Raw genomic sequence first — 15,408 nt, forward strand, 5'->3', positions numbered from 1 at the left:
AGCACGATGAGCGAGCAGACCCCGCAGCCAGAGACGCCGAAGATCTACAAGGGCCTCGCCGGCGTTCCCGTCGACGTCACCGCCATCTCGAAGGTGAACCCCGAGACGAACTCGCTGCTCTACCGGGGCTACCCGGTGCAGGAGCTCGCGGCATCCGTCACCTTCGAGGAGGTCGCCTACCTGCTCTGGTACGGCGAGCTCCCGAACGACCAGGAACTCGCGGCCTTCGAGGACCTCGAGCGCAGCCACCGCGGCCTCGACCACGAGACCAAGCGCATCGTCGACGAGCTGCCGCTCACGGCGCACCCCATGGACGTGGTGCGCACGGCGGTGAGCGTCATCGGCGCGAGCGACCCGAAGACGCCCGACGACTCGCACGAGGCGAACCTCGAGAAGTCGATCCGGCTGTTCGCGAAGCTGCCGTCGATCGTCACGTACGACCAGCGCCGCCGCCACGAGCTCGAGTTCGTCGAGCCGAACAACGACCTCGGGTACTCCGCCAACTTCCTCTGGCAGGCGTTCGGCGAGACGCCCGAGCTCGAGGTCGTGAACGCGTTCGACACGTCGATGATCCTGTACGCCGAGCACTCGTTCAACGCCTCGACGTTCACCGCACGGGTCATCGCCTCGACCCTCTCCGACCTCTACTCCGCGATCACGGGCGCCATCGGCGCCCTGAAGGGCCCGCTGCACGGCGGCGCCAACGAGGCCGTCATGCACGCCTTCGACGAGATCGGGCCCGGCGAGGGCGGCGCGGAGCGCGCCGCCGAGTGGCTCGACGCCGCGCTCGCCGACAAGCGAAAGATCATGGGCTTCGGCCACCGCGTGTACAAGCACGGCGACTCGCGCGTCCCGACGATGCGCGACGCGCTGGAACGGATGGTCGAGCACTACGACCGCCCCGACCTGCTCGAGCTCTACACGGCCCTCGAGCAGGGAATGGAGGAGCGGAAGGGCATCAAGCCGAACCTCGACTACCCGGCCGGGCCGACGTACCACCTCATGGGCTTCGACACCGAGATCTTCACGCCGCTGTTCGTCGCGAGCCGGGTGACCGGCTGGACCGCCCACGTCATGGAGCAGCTCGCCTCGAACGCGCTCATCCGGCCGCTCTCGGTGTACGAGGGGCCGGACGAGCGGCACGTGCCGCCGAAGGGCAACGCGGCCGGCGGAGCGGGCTGACCCGGACCGTCCAGGCGTCGGCGCGGCTTCGCGCCGAACCACAACGCCGCGCCGCGGCATCCGCCATCGCACTGTGCACGCCCACCAAGGTGGAGATCTCCACGAGGGATCGCCCATATCCTCGTGGACTATGCACATGTTGCTCCGAACGCTGCTGCACCTCCTCTTCCTGTCGCGGCGCAAGCCCGACCTCGGGCACTGGGATGTCGCGCGCACCCGGTTCATCACGCTGCCGACCGACCTCGACATCAACCGGCACATGAACAACGGCGTGTACTTCTCGATCATGGATGTCGCGCGGTTCGACATGCTCGTGCGCAGCGGCGTCTTCGGCGTGATGCGCGAGCGCGGCTGGTACCCGGTCGTCGCGAGCGAGACGATCACCTTCCGCAAGTCGCTCGAGCTGTGGCAGCGGTTCACGATCGAGTCGCGCCTGCTCGGCTACGACGAGCGCGCGGTCTACGTCGAGCACCGGCTCGTGCGGCCGGGGCCGGACGGTGAGGCGGAGATCTACGCCCAGGCGTTCATCCGGGCGCGATTCCTGCGCAAGGAGGGCGGCACGGTGCCCGTGTCGGAGCTCATCGAGGCGTTCGGCGCGCCGCCTGCCGACGACGAGTTGCCCGACTGGATCGTGCGGTGGGGCGAGGACGTCGCGCTCCCGTCCACGCGCACGGCCGCGCCGTCGGTCTGGGGTTGAAGTCCGGGCGTCCGGGCCGAGGGACCTAGTGCCGTGCCGGACGCGTTCGCAGCGTCGTAGCGTCGTGGAACATGCACCTGGTGTTCCGCAGCATGCTCCGCGTGCTGCTCTTCGCACGCCGGGGTCGCCGGCTCGGACTGCACGACGTGGATCGAGCCCGCTTCGTCACGCTGCCGACCGATCTCGACGTCAACCGGCACATGAACAACGGCGTGTTCCTCTCGATCATGGATCTCGCGCGCATGGACCAGTTTGTGCGGACCGGGATCTTCGACCTGATGCGGTCCCGCGGCTGGTTCCCGGTCGTCGCGAGCGAGACGATCGCCTTCCGCAAGCCGCTGAGCCTGTGGCAGCGATTCACGATCGAGACCCGGCTCATCGCACACGACGACAAGGTGATGGTGTTCGAGCAGCGCTTCGTGCGGCCCGGGCCCGATGGGCCGCCGGAGATCTACGCGCGAGCATTCGTCCGGAAGCTGCTCGTGCGGCGGTCGGGCGGCGCGGTGCGCTTCGCCGAACTCGTCGATGCGCTCGGCGCCGACCCCGCCGAGGCGGCGCAGCGGACGCCGCCGGAATGGGTGGCGCGCTGGGGCGAGGTGGCGGGCCTGCCGCGGTCGCGCGACGCGGCGCCCTCGACCTGGGATTGAACGCCCGCGCGAGCCGAGGTCAGCTGCGTGCCTTCCACGGCACGACGACCTCCTTGATGATGAGGATGATGCCGGCGGCGACCGGGATCGCGACGAGCGCGCCGGGCAGGCCGGCGAGCGTGCCGCCCGCGAGCGCGGCGATGAGGACGACCGACCCGGGCACCTGCACGGCGCGGTTCATGACGCGGGGCGTGAGGATGTAGGCCTCGACCTGCATGTAGATGAGCATGCCGATGAGCACGATGATCGCGGCCGTCGGCGAGGTGAAGAGGGCGATCACGGTCATGAAGGCCGTCGTCAGCACGGTGCCGATCATCGGGATCAGCGTGATGAAGAACGCGGCGACCGAGATGACGAGGGCGAACGGGACGCCCGCGATCGTCAGCAGGATCAGGCTGTAGACCGCGTTGAAGAAGGCGAGCACGACCATGCCGCTGAGGTACCGGCCGACGTTCTGCATGATCTGCTCGGAGATGTCGACGATGCGCTGCCGATGCGAGGCGGAGATCAGGGTGTAGATCGCCGCCTTCGACGAGTCGAGCGTCGCGGTGAAGTAGATCGTCAGGATGAAGATGAAGAACGCCGTCGAGATGCCGCCGATGATCGCGAAGCCGACGTTCAGCGCGCCGCCCCCGACCGTGGCCCAGGTCGCCGGATCGGTCGCGATGTCGACGACCGTCGAGTACAGGTTCGCGAGCAGTCCGTTCGAGTCGGACGAGAGCTGCATGAACCAGTCCTGCTTCTGCAGGTTCGCCCACAGTTCGGGGATCGAGGCGATGAACTGCGCCGCCTGCGTGACGACGAGCGGGAGGACCAGCCCGAGCATGCCGCCGATCACGAGCACGAAGAGGATGATGACGGTGAGGATGGCCCAGCCGCGGGTCATGCCCCGTCGCTGGAAGAAGCGCACGAGCGGGTCGAGTCCGAGTGTGACGAAGATCGCCGCGAACACGGAGAACACCACAGTCGACAGGCTCACGATCGCGGCCGCGAGGGCGAGGGTGACGAGCACGCCCGCCGTGGCGAGGAGTCCCCAGACGAAGGGCCGGTCGATCAGCATTCCGCCGGGCGCGGGCGGCGCCTCCCGGGTCCGGGCCGTCTCGAGGTCTCGCGCACGCCGTCCGATGGGCTTCACGCGCGTCAGTCTAGGGGGCGCGTGCCGCCGCCGTGGGGTGCGCCGAGCCGCAGGCGCGTCAGTGACCGCGCGCGGCGTCGGGCGCCTGGGCGCCGGTCGGCACGTGCAGGGCCCGGTACGTGTCGACCAGGCCGGGGTCGTATGCGCTCCACTCGGGCATCTCCGAACCGGACCGCGCGGCGGCGAGCCGATCAAGGAAGTAGTCCCAACCGGGGCCGATGGAGGTCGCGTCGGCGGGCGTCCGCAGCCGCTGGCCGAGCGTCAGCGTCGTCATCCCGCCGGCTTCCCGGAGGTGGCAGAACACGCGCACGGCGTCCTCGCCCTCGCCGATGTCGGCGTGGAAGCCGTGGGGCGCGTCGCACTCGAGGATCGACGTGTTCTGCCACTCCGCGTCCTCGCTCGACATCCGGAACCGGACGGCGCCCGTCGACGGGTTGCCCGTGTAGGTGCCGATCCACGCCAGCATCGCCGTCGGATTCGTCAGCGAGTACCAGACGTCCTCGATCGGCGCATGGAACAGCCGATCGAACTGGAGGTAGAGGCCGTCGGCCTTGTGAACGTAGTGGCCGGTCGCTCGAGTGATGGTCATCGTCGCCCCCATGCGTGTCGTCCTGACCTCAGGCTAATCCGGCCGCCCCGGGAGGGCTAGAGTGGCGCGCATGAGCACTCGGGGAACCTCGCAGCAGACGCACGACGAGCAGTCGCTCCACATCGCCGGACGGCACAGCGGCATGTGGGGGTGGTTCAGCGGCATCATCGTGCTCGCGCTGATCGCCGTGCCGCTCAGCGCCGCGTTCGCGTTCGCGACCAACCCGCGCACCCAGCAGCTGTTCGGCGGCCGCCTCTCGGAGGCGACGCAGGGCGGCTACCAGGCCTTCTGGTGGGTGGTCACCCTGTTGCTCGTGGCCCTCCCGATCCTCGTCGGCTACGGCGTCGCGAAGATGTCGGGCCGCGCGCTCATCATCGTCGGCGCGGTCGTCGCGCTCTTCGTGATCGCGATCATGATCCTCGGGCAGCTGTTCGTCTTCTGACGCTCGTCCCGTCCGCCGCACTCAGGGCAGTTCCTCCTCGAGCACGGCCATGGCGGCATTGTGCCCGCCGATGCCGCTGACCGCGCCGCCGCGGACCGCACCCGACCCGCACATGAGCACGCGCGGGTGGGCGGTCGCCACGCCCCACCGTTCGGCGGGCGTGGCGGGCTCGGCATCGGGCTCGGTCCACGGCCACGACAGGGGGCCGTGGAAGATGTTGCCGCCGGGCATGTTCAGCGCCTGCTCGAGGTCGCGCGTGGTCTTCACCTCGATGCAGGGGCGGCCGGCGGCATCCGTCGCGATGACGTCGGCGATGGGCTCGGCGAGGACAGAGTCGAGCGAGGCCAGCACCGCGTCGCGCAGGCGCTCGCGGAGCTCGTCGTTGCCGTGCGCGTCGACGAGCCGGTCGGGGACGTGCAGGCCGAACACGGTCAGGGTCTGGGCGTCGGATGCCGCGAGTTCCGGCCCGAGGATCGTCCGGTCGCTCAACGTGTGGCAGTAGATCTCGCAGGGGAGCGGGTCGGGCAGGTCGCCGGCGTCGGCGCGGCTGAAGGCGTCGGCGAGCTGCGACTCGAGCTCGTTGATGTGGAACGTGCCCGCGAACGCCTGCTCGGGAGCGACGTCGCCGTCGGCGAGCCGGGGCAGCCGATTCAGCAGCAGGTTGACCTTCACCTGGGCGCCCTCGGGCATGACGGCCCGCGCGAGGCGGCGCCGGGTCTCGTCGTCGAGCGGCACCTCGTCGGAATGCGCGGCGGCGCGCTCGTCGCGGGGGGCGACGGATGCCGCGGGGCCGGCGTCGGCGTCGGCGTCGGCCGAGGCGGCGCGGGACGCCGGGTCGGCCGGTCGAGCGGATGCCGCGGCGAGCCGCTCGAGCACGATCGGCGCGACGTTCGCGAGGATGACGTGGGCGCGCGTCGCGCGCTCGGCCGCGCCGTCGATGCCGCCTTCCCGCCAGCGCACCTCGCCGGACTCGGCGTCGATCGCGACCACCTCGGCGTCGGTGCGGAGCACGGCGCCCGCCTCGCGGGCGGCCCGCGCGAGTTCGCCCGACACGGCGCCCATGCCGCCGACGGGCACGTCCCAGTCGCCGGTGCCGCCGCCGATCACGTGGTAGAGGAAGCAGCGGTTCGCCTCGAGCGAGGGGTCGTCGAGGTCGGTGAACGTGCCGATGAGCCCGTCGGTCGCGACGACGCCGCGCACGAGGTCGTCCGCGAAGCGCTCGTCGACGACCTCCCCGAGCGGGCGCTCGACGAACCCGTCCCAGACGCGGTCGTCGCCGACGAGGGCGCGCGCCTCGGCACGGGTCGGCAGGGGTTCGGTGAGCGTGGGGAAGAGCGCCTCCGCGACCCGGGCGGTGTCGGCGTAGAACGCCTGCCACGCCTCGGCGTCGCCCTCGGCGCCGACCCGGGCGAACGCGTCGCGCGCGGTCGCGGCATCCGCCTCGACGTCGACGAGCAGGCCGCGCGACGGGTCGCGGGGGTCGGGCGTGTACGACGAGAAGCGGCGGCGCACGAGTCGCACGTCGAGCCCGAGGTCGTCGATGATCCGCTGGGGGAGGAGGCTCACCAGGTACGAGTAGCGGCTGAGGCGCGCGTCGACGCCTTCGAACGCCTCGGCGGAGACCGCGGCACCGCCGAGGTGGTCGTCGCGCTCGAGCAGCAGCACGCGCTTGCCGGCGCGCGCGAGGTAGGCGGCGGCGGTGAGGCCGTTGTGGCCGCCGCCGACGATGACGACGTCGTGGTCGGGTGCGCCGGCGGGCGAGGGCGCGTCGGCAGGGTGCGCATCGGTGGGCATCACACGAGCGTAGACGAGCGGATGCGGCGTCCCGCATGCCGCCCGGCCCCTCCCGCCGCCCGCCGACCGACCCGACGCGGAATTCAGGACGAGCGCCTGCGACACGTCGCGCGGGTCGGCGTGTCGCCGGCCGGCACGCCGCACGCCTCCTGAATTCGGGACGGTTCGCTCAGCGGGACCGTTCGCTCGGCGGGACGGTTCGCTCGCGGGGCGTCTCGCACGGTGCGGGATTGCGGACGCATTCCGGCCGGAATGGGTGGAGGATCGGGAACATGGCCGTGACGACGTCCCGCACGCTCGACCTCCTCTCGCTCCTGCAGAGCCACCGGCACTGGACCGCGCGCGAACTCGTCGACCGCCTCGGCGTGAGCGAGCGCACGCTCCGCCGCGACGTCGACCGGCTGCGCGACCTCGGGTACGCGATCGAGTCGACGCGCGGCGTCGCCGGCGGCTACCGGCTCGCCGCCGGCACTGGGCTGCCCCCGCTGCTCCTCACCGACGACGAGGGCGTGGCGATCGCGGTCGGCCTGCGATCGCAGGCGGCGGCCGGACTGCGGGGCGCCGAGCACACCACGCTCAGTGCCCTCGCGAAGCTCGAGCAGGTGCTGCCGCCCGCGTTGCGGCGGCGGATCGGGGCGCTCCAGGCCGTGGCGGCGCCGGCGGGTGCGACCGGTCCCGAAGGCCGTTCGGGGGCTGGGGCGGGATCGGACCCGGGCGCCGCGCCATCCGTCGACAGCGACCTGCTCGGCCTGCTCGCGCTCTGCTGCCGCGACGCCGAGCGGATCCGGATGACGTACACGGATGCCACGGGTGCGCCGAGCACTCGGTCGATCGAGCCGCACCGGCTCGTGCCGCTCGGGCGCCGCTGGTACCTGCTCGCCTGGGATCGCGACCGCGACGACTGGCGGACGTTCCGGCTCGACCGGATCGACGACGTGTTCCAGACCCGGGTGCGCTTCGCGCCGCATCCGCTCACCGACGACCAGGCGCTCGAGCGGGTACAGCGCGCGGTCCGCTGGCGCGATCGCGCCGTGCGGGCCGACGTGCACCTGGCCATGCCGGTCGAGGAGTTCCGAGAGCGGCTCGGCTGGTGGGCGCGCGATGCGGTCGGCGCGCCCGACGGCGGAACCGTGTGGCCGGTCGAGGGGGAGTCGCTCGCGGGCGTCGCGGCGGCGCTGCTCTGGGTGCCCGAGGGCGTCGGATGCCGCGTCGACGGGACCCCGGAACTGCTCGCGTACCTCGCGGCGCAGGCCGCGCGGTTCGCGGCGGCGGCCGGCAGGTGACCTGACCCACGCTCGCGGGCGGCGCGCCCTCGAGCCGGCCGGCCGGGGCTCCTGCAGCGCCGACTCCCGGGAAAGGGCGGGCGAATCCGCCATTTCCCGGAGATCGTCGAGCTCAGGGCGGGCGCGTGTCGGCGGGGCGCGGTCGAATGAGGGCATGGACATCGCCTTCATCGCCGGGTTCGGCCCGATCGGCACCGTCGACGCCGCCTCGCACGACTTCTGGGCCGGTGCCCTCGGCATCCCGTTCCACGAGAACGCGCCGCGCTACTTCCACACGGAGGAGGTCGAGGGCGCGAAGGCGTTCGCGATCTGGCCGCTCGACCAGGCCGCCGAGGCGACCTTCGGCACGACCGAGTGGCCCGCCGGCCGCCCGGTGCCGCAGGCGTGGATCGAGTTCGACGTCACCTCGCCCGAGGCGGTCGCGCCCGCGGTCGAGGAGCTGCGCGCGAGGGGCCTGGAGATCCTCGTCGACGCGCACGAGGAACCGTGGGGCCAGACGACCTCGCGACTGATGAGCCCCGAGGGGCTGCTCGTCGGCGTCAGCTACACGCCGTGGATGCACGGCGACGGCACGGGTGACGGCACCGACGCCGGTGAGGACGTCGACTGACGTGCCGGGCGGCCCGGGCGCCGGGGCGGCAGCCAGGCGGGCGCACCACAGGGGTGCGGTCCGCCATCGGACCGCACCGCGTTCCCGGGCTGCGTCAGCCGGAGCGCTCGAGGGTGCCGATCGGCGAGCCGTCGGAGCCGAGCACCGTCATCGTGTCGTTCGCGACGTCGGCCACGCTCATGCCCGACAGCCAGTCGTCGACGCCCTCGCACGCCATCAGCGTGGTCGCGACGTTCTCGAACTCGACCTGGTCGGCTTCGTTCACCGACCAGGTGCCGTTCACCTGGTTGCAGCCGTCGCTCCCCGAGAAGTCGCCGCCGTCCTCGAGCGAGAGGTACGGCGAGCCCTCGGCGCTCGAGTCGCCCCACGTGCCGACGGGATCCACCGTTCCCCCGGTGTCCTCGCCCTCGGCTCCGCTGCACCCCGTGAACGCGAGCGCGGCCGCCAGTACCCCCATGCCGATGACGAGCCTGTGCCTGCTGGTCATGCTCGCAGCGTAGCGGGGACCGCCCGCGACGTCACGTGACCGCCGTCAGCGATCATGCGTCGGGGGCGGTTCGCTCCGGGCAGCGGCACGCGCGAGCGCGTCGCGGGCCGCCACGACGGCGGGGCGACGGGAGGCGGCGCTGCGCGTGGACGAGAACACCTCGCGGAACGGGTCGTCGGGCAGCGAGGCGAGCTGCACGCTCGGCGCCTCGCCGGCCCACACGAGGTCGGGCAGGAGCCCCACGGCGTTGCCCGAGCGGATGAGGCGGATGTGCGCCATCAGGTCGGCGGTCTCGAAGCGCACGTCGGGTTCGAAGCCCGCGCGGCGGCAGAGCTGCTCGGCCCACTCGCGCGAGGCGGTCCCGCGCGGTTCCATGACCCAGGGCATCTCGGATGCCGCGGCGAGGCCGTCGTCGGCGACCGAGCGGAGCAGCTCGGTCGGGGCCTCCTTGGGCAGGGCCGCCGCCACCGGGTCGGGTCGGCGCAGGCCGCGTCGGCGTGCGGCCGGGTGCGGCGGCAGCGCGAGCCGGATGGCGTCGCGCGCGAGCGGCACCCGGTCGAGCTCGGGGTGCAGCGGCCGCGTGTAGCCGGGGTACTGCTCGGCGACGACGAGGTCGAAGTCGCGTGCTGCGACGTCGAACAGGGCGAGTTCCGGCTCGCGCTCGGTGACCTCGACGCGCAGCGACGGGTGCTCGGCGGCGAGCAGCGTGAGCGCCTGCGGGACGACGGCGTGCGCGGCGGACTGGAACACGGCGATGCGCACCGTGCCGCTGACGGTCGTGAGCGAGCGCGCGACATCCGCCTCGGCCTCCTCGAGCCGTTCGAGCACGGCCTGCGCGTGCCCGACGAGCAGCTCGGCCTGGGGCGTGAGCTGCACGCGCCGGCCGACCTGCACGAGCAGCGGTACGCCGGCCTCCTTCTCGAGCTGGCTGAGCTGCTGGGAGACCGACGACGGACTGTACGAGAGCGCCTCGGCGACGGCCGTGAGGGTGCCCCGCTGGCTGAGTTCGACGAGGAGGCGCAGGCGACGGACGTCGAGCATGCGGGCACCTCCTCTCCGCGGCATCCGCCGGTGCTCTCGTGCGAGGCGGCGCGGCGGGGCGGCCCGACGCAAACATTCGGGAAACATGAACAGTATGCATCGGATTCATTCGCTGTACCGAACGGAATCCCAGGCGCACACTGGAGGTGCCGGGCGTGCACCATCCCCGTGCGCCCTCCGAGACCTAAGGACACCGCAGTCGTGACCACTTCGAAGCTCCTCACGGACGTCGTCCCCGACACCGATCACGTCGTCGCCCTCGTCGAGCGCTGGCTCGCCGAGAGCGCGAACCACCCCGTCGACCCCGCCGCGCAGCGCCTCGCGGGCGTGCTGAAGGACGAGAACGGCCTCGCCTTCACCGTCGGCTTCGTCGACGGTGTCATGCGCCCCGAAGACCTGGGCGTCGCCGGCCGCAACCTCGCGGAGGTCGCGAAGCTCACGCCGAAGTTCCTGCCCGCGTACCTCAAGGCCGCGATCCGCCTCGGCGGTGCGATGGCACCCACGTTCCCCTGGCTCGTCATCCCGATCGCGCGGCGCGTACTCCGTGCCATGGTCGGCCACCTCGTCCTCGACGCGACGCCCGCGAAGCTCGGCCCCGCGATCGCGAAGCTCCGCCAGTCGGGCAACCGCCTGAACCTCAACCTCCTCGGCGAGGCCGTGCTCGGCGAGCACGAGGCCGACCGGCGCCTGAAGGGCACCTACGACTTCCTCGCCCGCGACGACGTCGACTACGTCTCGATCAAGGTCTCGAGCGTCGTCAGCCAGCTGTCGATGTGGTCGTTCGACGAGGCGATCGAGAAGGTCGTCGCCAAGCTCACGCCGCTGTACGAGCTCGCCGCGAAGGGCGCCGCGCAGGGCACGGCGAAGTTCATCAACCTCGACATGGAGGAGTACCGCGACCTCGACCTCACGATCGCGGTCTTCAAGCGGCTCCTCGACCAGCCGCAGCTGCGGGGCCTCGAGGCCGGCATCGTGCTGCAGACCTACCTGCCCGACGCGCTCGGCGCGATGCAGGAGCTCACCGAGTGGGCGCAGGCCCGACGCGCCGCGGGCGGCGCCCCGATCAAGGTGCGCGTCGTCAAGGGTGCGAACCTCGCGATGGAGCACGTCGACGCGCACGTCCACGACTGGCCGCTCGCGACCTACTCGACCAAGCAGGACTCCGACACCAACTACAAGCGCGTGCTGCACTGGTCGATGACGCCCGAGCGCATCGACGCCGTGAAGCTCGGCATCGCGGGCCACAACCTCTTCGACGTCGCGCACGCGTACCTCACCGCGAAGGAGCGCGGCATCGAGCAGGGGGTCGAGTTCGAGATGCTGCTCGGCATGGCCACCGGCCAGGCCGCGGCGGTGCGCGGCGACGTCGGCCGCCTGCTGCTCTACACGCCGGTCGTGAACCCGTCGGAGTTCGACGTCGCGATCGCGTACCTCATCCGCCGCCTCGAGGAGAACGCGAGCCAGGACAACTTCATGTCGGCCGTGTTCGAACTCAACGAGGACCGCGCGCTGTTCGACCGCGAGCGCGACCGCTACCTGCGTTCGCTCGCCGCGCTCGGGAGCGAGGACCCGGAGGGCCCGGCGCCGTCGCCGAACCGCACCCAGAACCGCCGCACCGAGTGGGACGAGAAGGATGTCGCCGAGCTCGCCGGCACCGTCGTCGGCGCGCCCGCGCCCGGCGAGGAGCACGAGGGCTCGCTCACGAGCGTCGTGCTCGGCATCACGCGCGGTTCACTCCTCGACGGCGACCTGGCGGAAGCCGCGGCCGCCGCGGCCGAGCTCACGGGGCCCGGCGTCACGCCCGGCTTCCGCAACGAGCCCGACACGGACCCCGCGCTCGCCGCGAACCGCGACTGGGGCCGCCGCATCCTCGAGCGCGTGCCCACGTCGACGCTCGGCATCGATTCGCTGAAGGCGAACCGCATCGAGACCGCCGACGAGCTCGAGCGGCTCATGACCGCGGTCACCGAGCGCGCCGCCGCCTGGGCCGCGCTTCCCGGCGACGAGCGCGCCGCGCTCCTCCACCGCGCGGGCCTCGCGCTCGCCGCGAACCGCGACCGCCTCATCGAGGTCATGGCCGCCGAGACCGGCAAGACCATCGCCGAGGCCGACCCCGAGATCTCCGAGGCGATCGACTTCGCGCACTACTACGCCGAGCGCGCCCGCGAACTCGACCACGTGCAGGGCGCCCGCTTCGTGCCCTCGAAGCTGACGGTCGTCACCCCGCCGTGGAACTTCCCCGTCGCGATCCCCGCGGGCGGCGTGCTCGCGGCGCTCGCCGCGGGCTCGGGCGTCATCATCAAGCCCGCCAAGCTCTCCCAGCGCTCGGGCGCGATCATGGTCGAGGCGCTGTGGGAGGCCGGAATCCCGAAGGACCTGCTGGCGCTCGTCGACCTCGGCTCGCGCGAGCTCGGGACCAAGCTCGTCTCCGACGAGAAGGTCGACCGCGTCATCCTCACCGGTGCCTACGAGACGGCGGAGCTGTTCCGCTCGTTCCGGAAGGACCTGCCCCTCCTCGCCGAGACCAGCGGCAAGAACGCGATCATCGTCACGCCGTCGGCCGACCTCGACCTCGCGGCCTCCGACGTCGTCAAGAGCGCGTTCGGCCACGCCGGCCAGAAGTGCTCGGCCGCGTCCCTCGTGATCCTCGTCGGTTCGGTCGCGAAGTCCGAGCGGTTCCGCCGCCAGCTGGTGGATGCCGCGACGAGCCTCCGCGTCGGCTGGCCCGAGCATCCGCAGAGCCAGATGGGCCCCATCGTCGAGCCCGCGAACGGCAAGCTGCTGCACGCGCTCACGACGCTCGGCGCCGACGAGGAGTGGCTCGTCGAGCCGCGGCAGCTCGACGGTACCGGACGGCTCTGGTCGCCCGGCATCCGCGCGAACGTGAAGCCCGGCTCGTACTTCCACCTCACCGAGTTCTTCGGCCCCGTGCTCGGCATCATGCACGCGAAGGACCTCGACGAGGCCATCCGCTTCCAGAACGCCGTCGACTTCGGGCTGACCGCGGGGCTGCACTCGCTCGACTCCGACGAGCTCGCGACCTGGCTCGCGAACGTCGAGGCCGGCAACCTCTACGTCAACCGCGGCATCACCGGCGCGATCGTGCAGCGCCAGCCGTTCGGCGGCTGGAAGCGCTCCTCGGTCGGCGCGGGCGCGAAGGCCGGCGGTCCGAACTACCTGTTCGGCCTCGGCGACTGGGCGCCCGACCACTCCGAGCCGAGCCGCTCGCTCCACCTGCGCGGCCTCGAGCAGCGCGTGACCGACCTCATCGAGGCGTCGCAGTCGTCGCTCGACTACGAGGCGTACGAGGTGCTGCGCCGCTCCGCACTCTCCGACGCCGTCGCCTGGGCCGACGAGTACGCCACGGTCAAGGATGTCTCGGGCCTCGGCGTCGAGCGGAACCTGTTCCGCTACCTACCGCTGCCGGTCACGATCCGCGTGAGCGAGGACGCGACGCTCGCCGACGGCCTCCGCGTCATCGCCGCGGGCCTGCTCGCGAAGTCGCCGCTGTCGATCTCGACCGCGCACGAGCTGCCGAAGGGCGTCCGCGCGCTCCTCGCGTCGCGCGACGTCCGCGTGGTCCGCGAGGGCGACGCCGGCTGGATCACGCGTGCCGGCACGGGCGAGGTCACGGGCCGCGTGCGGCTCGTCGGCGGCTCGGCCGCGGCGCTCGCCGAGGCGACCGGTGGCACGCCCGACCTCGCGGTCTGGTCGCACCCGGTGACCCCGTCGGGCCGCGTCGAACTGCTGCCGTTCCTCCACGAGCAGGCGATCTCGATCACCAACCACCGGTTCGGCAACCCGACGACGATCTCCGACGGCGTCATCTAGGGCGTCGACGGATGCCACGGGGGCGGTCGCGCGCGTGCGGCCGCCCCCGTCGTCGTCCCCGGGCGTGCCCGGCGAGCAGGCGGCATCCGCTGCCCTCGACCTTGTGCGCGCCCTGAGGCTGCGCTAGACACGGAGCAGGTTGCGACGCCGTGTCCTGAACCGCCCGCACGGGGGCGCGTGGAACCGGGGAGGGGGCCCTGATGGCATCGACGGCCGAGACCCGCGCGGGGTCGAAGCTGAGCCTCCCGGCCCTCACCGCGATGGTCGTCGGATCCATGGTCGGCGCGGGCGTGTTCCAGCTGCCGGCGAGGTTCGCGAGCCAGACCGGCGTCTACGGCGCACTCATCGCCTGGGCGATCGCCGGGCTCGGCATGCTGACGCTGGCGCTGGTCTTCCAGACGCTCGCGGTGCGCAAGCCGAAGCTCGACAACGGGGTCTACGTCTACGCGAGGGCGGGGTTCGGGGTGTACCCCGGCTTCCTCTCCGCGGTCGGATACTGGGCGTCGGCGTGCGCGGGCAACGCGTTCTACTGGGTGCTCATCATGACGACGCTCTCGCAGCTCTTCCCGGAGCTGCGCCCGGTGCTCGGCGAGGGCGACACCTGGCCGTCGTTCTTCATCTCGGTCGCCGCCGTCTGGGGCGTCTACCTGCTGATCCGGCAGGGCGTGCGCGAGGCCGCCGCGATCAACTTCATCGTCACGGTCGCGAAGCTCGTGCCGCTCGCTCTGTTCCTCCTGCTCGTGGTCTTCTTCTTCGACTGGGACGTCTTCGTCGGCAACCTCTCCGGCGACGCCGGGCCGGCGGGAGACGAGGCGCTGTTCGCGCAGGTGCAGGGCACGATGCTCATCACGGTGTTCGTGTTCCTCGGCATCGAGGGCGCGAGCGTGTACTCGCGCTACGCGAAGAAGCGCTCGGACGTCGGGCGGGCGACCGTGCTCGGCTTCCTCTCGGTGCTCGCGCTGTTCGCGTCGGTGTCGATCCTGTCGTACGGGATCCTGCCGCAGGCCGAGATCGCGGAACTGCAGCAACCGTCGGCGGGCGGCGTCCTCGAGGCCGCGGTCGGCCCCTGGGGCGGCGCGTTGATCCGCGTCGGGCTCATCATCTCGGTGCTCGGCGCCTACCTCGCCTGGCAGCTGCTCGCGGCCGACGTGGTGTTCGCGGCGGCCAAGGACCAGGACCTGCCGCGGTACTTCGCGCGCCTGAACGCGCGCGAGGTGCCCGAGCACGCCGTGCTGTGGACGTCGATCCTCGTCACCGTCATCCTCTTCCTCGTCCAGTTCGTGAACGACGCCCTCGACTTCACGCTCGACCTCACGGCCGCGCTCTCGCTCGCACCGTACGCCCTGGCGAGCGCCTACGCCGTGAAGATCGCCGTGCAGCGGGACGGCTACGCGGACGCCGCCTCGGCGCGCCGCACGCGCGAGCTCGTGATCGCGTCGATCTCGACGGCGTACACGCTGTTCCTGATCTGGGCGGCGGGCTACGCCTTCCTGTTCCTGGCCTGCATCCTGCTCGCCCCGGCGTCCGCGCTCTACGTCGTCGCCCGGCGACAGCAGCAGGCGAGGGTGTTCACGCCCGCTGGGCTCGTCGTCTTCGTCGTCATCCTCGCCTTCGCCGTGATCGGCGTCGTCCTGCTCACCACAGGTGTCGTCCAGCTCTGATCGTCCTCG

The 15,408-nt window shown here is 71.9% G+C and carries 13 protein-coding genes; 8 read left to right on the forward strand and 5 right to left on the reverse strand.

Annotated elements, in window-relative coordinates; translation table 11 throughout:
* Positions 1-6 precede the first annotated feature (6 nt).
* The 3 genes from ABME02_RS10460 (at position 7) to ABME02_RS10470 (ending at position 2,526) form a co-directional block, all read left to right on the forward strand.
* Positions 7-1,182: a bifunctional 2-methylcitrate synthase/citrate synthase gene (locus ABME02_RS10460; protein ID WP_353815242.1), complete on the forward strand. Its 1,176-nt coding sequence runs from the start codon at positions 7-9 to the stop codon at positions 1,180-1,182.
* Between the two features lie 130 nt (positions 1,183-1,312).
* Positions 1,313-1,879 (forward strand): acyl-CoA thioesterase, encoded by a 567-nt coding sequence (locus ABME02_RS10465; RefSeq protein WP_353815243.1) that lies wholly within the window; start codon positions 1,313-1,315, stop codon positions 1,877-1,879.
* A 71-nt stretch (positions 1,880-1,950) separates the two neighbouring features.
* The gene (locus ABME02_RS10470) at positions 1,951-2,526 is read left to right on the forward strand and encodes an acyl-CoA thioesterase (RefSeq protein ID WP_353815244.1); all 576 of its coding nucleotides are present in this window, start codon (positions 1,951-1,953) and stop codon (positions 2,524-2,526) included.
* 19 nt (positions 2,527-2,545) lie between these two features.
* Here the strand turns inward: ABME02_RS10470 and ABME02_RS10475 are convergent, their stop codons facing one another.
* Both ABME02_RS10475 and ABME02_RS10480 read right to left on the reverse strand, forming a co-directional pair.
* Positions 2,546-3,661: an AI-2E family transporter gene (locus ABME02_RS10475; RefSeq protein ID WP_353815245.1), complete on the reverse strand. Its 1,116-nt coding sequence runs from the start codon at positions 3,659-3,661 to the stop codon at positions 2,546-2,548.
* A 58-nt stretch (positions 3,662-3,719) separates the two neighbouring features.
* Positions 3,720-4,250 (reverse strand): SRPBCC domain-containing protein, encoded by a 531-nt coding sequence (locus ABME02_RS10480; RefSeq protein WP_353815246.1) that lies wholly within the window; start codon positions 4,248-4,250, stop codon positions 3,720-3,722.
* 70 nt (positions 4,251-4,320) lie between these two features.
* On the opposite strand from ABME02_RS10480, the gene ABME02_RS10485 reads away from it, so the two are divergent.
* Positions 4,321-4,692 (forward strand): hypothetical protein, encoded by a 372-nt coding sequence (locus tag ABME02_RS10485; RefSeq protein WP_353815247.1) that lies wholly within the window; start codon positions 4,321-4,323, stop codon positions 4,690-4,692.
* 21 nt (positions 4,693-4,713) lie between these two features.
* On the opposite strand, the gene ABME02_RS10490 is transcribed toward ABME02_RS10485, so the two are convergent.
* Positions 4,714-6,486 (reverse strand): phytoene desaturase family protein, encoded by a 1,773-nt coding sequence (locus tag ABME02_RS10490; protein WP_353815248.1) that lies wholly within the window; start codon positions 6,484-6,486, stop codon positions 4,714-4,716.
* Between the two features lie 272 nt (positions 6,487-6,758).
* Between ABME02_RS10490 and ABME02_RS10495 the strand changes: the two genes are divergently transcribed.
* Positions 6,759-7,769 (forward strand): helix-turn-helix transcriptional regulator, encoded by a 1,011-nt coding sequence (locus tag ABME02_RS10495; RefSeq protein WP_353815249.1) that lies wholly within the window; start codon positions 6,759-6,761, stop codon positions 7,767-7,769.
* A gap of 154 nt (positions 7,770-7,923) precedes the next feature.
* Positions 7,924-8,379, forward strand: a complete 456-nt coding sequence (locus ABME02_RS10500; protein ID WP_353815250.1) for a VOC family protein — start codon at positions 7,924-7,926, stop codon at positions 8,377-8,379.
* A gap of 94 nt (positions 8,380-8,473) precedes the next feature.
* On the opposite strand, the gene ABME02_RS10505 is transcribed toward ABME02_RS10500, so the two are convergent.
* Both ABME02_RS10505 and ABME02_RS10510 read right to left on the reverse strand, forming a co-directional pair.
* Positions 8,474-8,866: an META domain-containing protein gene (locus ABME02_RS10505; protein WP_353815251.1), complete on the reverse strand. Its 393-nt coding sequence runs from the start codon at positions 8,864-8,866 to the stop codon at positions 8,474-8,476.
* A gap of 45 nt (positions 8,867-8,911) precedes the next feature.
* Positions 8,912-9,907: a LysR family transcriptional regulator gene (locus ABME02_RS10510; RefSeq protein WP_353815252.1), complete on the reverse strand. Its 996-nt coding sequence runs from the start codon at positions 9,905-9,907 to the stop codon at positions 8,912-8,914.
* 201 nt (positions 9,908-10,108) lie between these two features.
* Between ABME02_RS10510 and ABME02_RS10515 the strand changes: the two genes are divergently transcribed.
* Together ABME02_RS10515 and ABME02_RS10520 are read left to right on the forward strand one after the other, a co-directional pair.
* Positions 10,109-13,738 carry a proline dehydrogenase family protein gene (locus tag ABME02_RS10515; protein ID WP_353815253.1) on the forward strand — a complete coding sequence of 1,210 codons (3,630 nt, stop codon included), beginning with the start codon at positions 10,109-10,111 and terminating at the stop codon, positions 13,736-13,738.
* A gap of 200 nt (positions 13,739-13,938) precedes the next feature.
* Positions 13,939-15,399, forward strand: coding sequence for a basic amino acid/polyamine antiporter (locus ABME02_RS10520; RefSeq protein WP_353815254.1), 1,461 nt, complete (start codon positions 13,939-13,941; stop codon positions 15,397-15,399).
* The last annotated feature ends 9 nt before the right edge of the window (positions 15,400-15,408 follow it).

The organism is Agromyces zhanjiangensis, assembly GCF_040496055.1.
GTDB classification, from domain to species: domain Bacteria; phylum Actinomycetota; class Actinomycetes; order Actinomycetales; family Microbacteriaceae; genus Agromyces; species Agromyces zhanjiangensis.

What these genes read in the sequence shown, in the direction of transcription:
- ABME02_RS10470 (WP_353815244.1), top strand. Translation starts at nt 1,951, where the DNA reads ATGCACCTGGTGTTCCGCAGCATGCTCCGCGTGCTGCTCTTCGCACGC.
- ABME02_RS10510 (WP_353815252.1), bottom strand. Translation starts at nt 9,907, where the DNA reads ATGCTCGACGTCCGTCGCCTGCGCCTCCTCGTCGAACTCAGCCAGCGG.
- ABME02_RS10485 (WP_353815247.1), top strand. Translation starts at nt 4,321, where the DNA reads ATGAGCACTCGGGGAACCTCGCAGCAGACGCACGACGAGCAGTCGCTC.
- ABME02_RS10495 (WP_353815249.1), top strand. Translation starts at nt 6,759, where the DNA reads ATGGCCGTGACGACGTCCCGCACGCTCGACCTCCTCTCGCTCCTGCAG.
- ABME02_RS10520 (WP_353815254.1), top strand. Translation starts at nt 13,939, where the DNA reads ATGGCATCGACGGCCGAGACCCGCGCGGGGTCGAAGCTGAGCCTCCCG.
- ABME02_RS10505 (WP_353815251.1), bottom strand. Translation starts at nt 8,866, where the DNA reads ATGACCAGCAGGCACAGGCTCGTCATCGGCATGGGGGTACTGGCGGCC.
- ABME02_RS10480 (WP_353815246.1), bottom strand. Translation starts at nt 4,250, where the DNA reads ATGACCATCACTCGAGCGACCGGCCACTACGTTCACAAGGCCGACGGC.
- ABME02_RS10490 (WP_353815248.1), bottom strand. Translation starts at nt 6,486, where the DNA reads ATGCCCACCGATGCGCACCCTGCCGACGCGCCCTCGCCCGCCGGCGCA.
- ABME02_RS10460 (WP_353815242.1), top strand. Translation starts at nt 7, where the DNA reads ATGAGCGAGCAGACCCCGCAGCCAGAGACGCCGAAGATCTACAAGGGC.
- ABME02_RS10500 (WP_353815250.1), top strand. Translation starts at nt 7,924, where the DNA reads ATGGACATCGCCTTCATCGCCGGGTTCGGCCCGATCGGCACCGTCGAC.
- ABME02_RS10465 (WP_353815243.1), top strand. Translation starts at nt 1,313, where the DNA reads ATGCACATGTTGCTCCGAACGCTGCTGCACCTCCTCTTCCTGTCGCGG.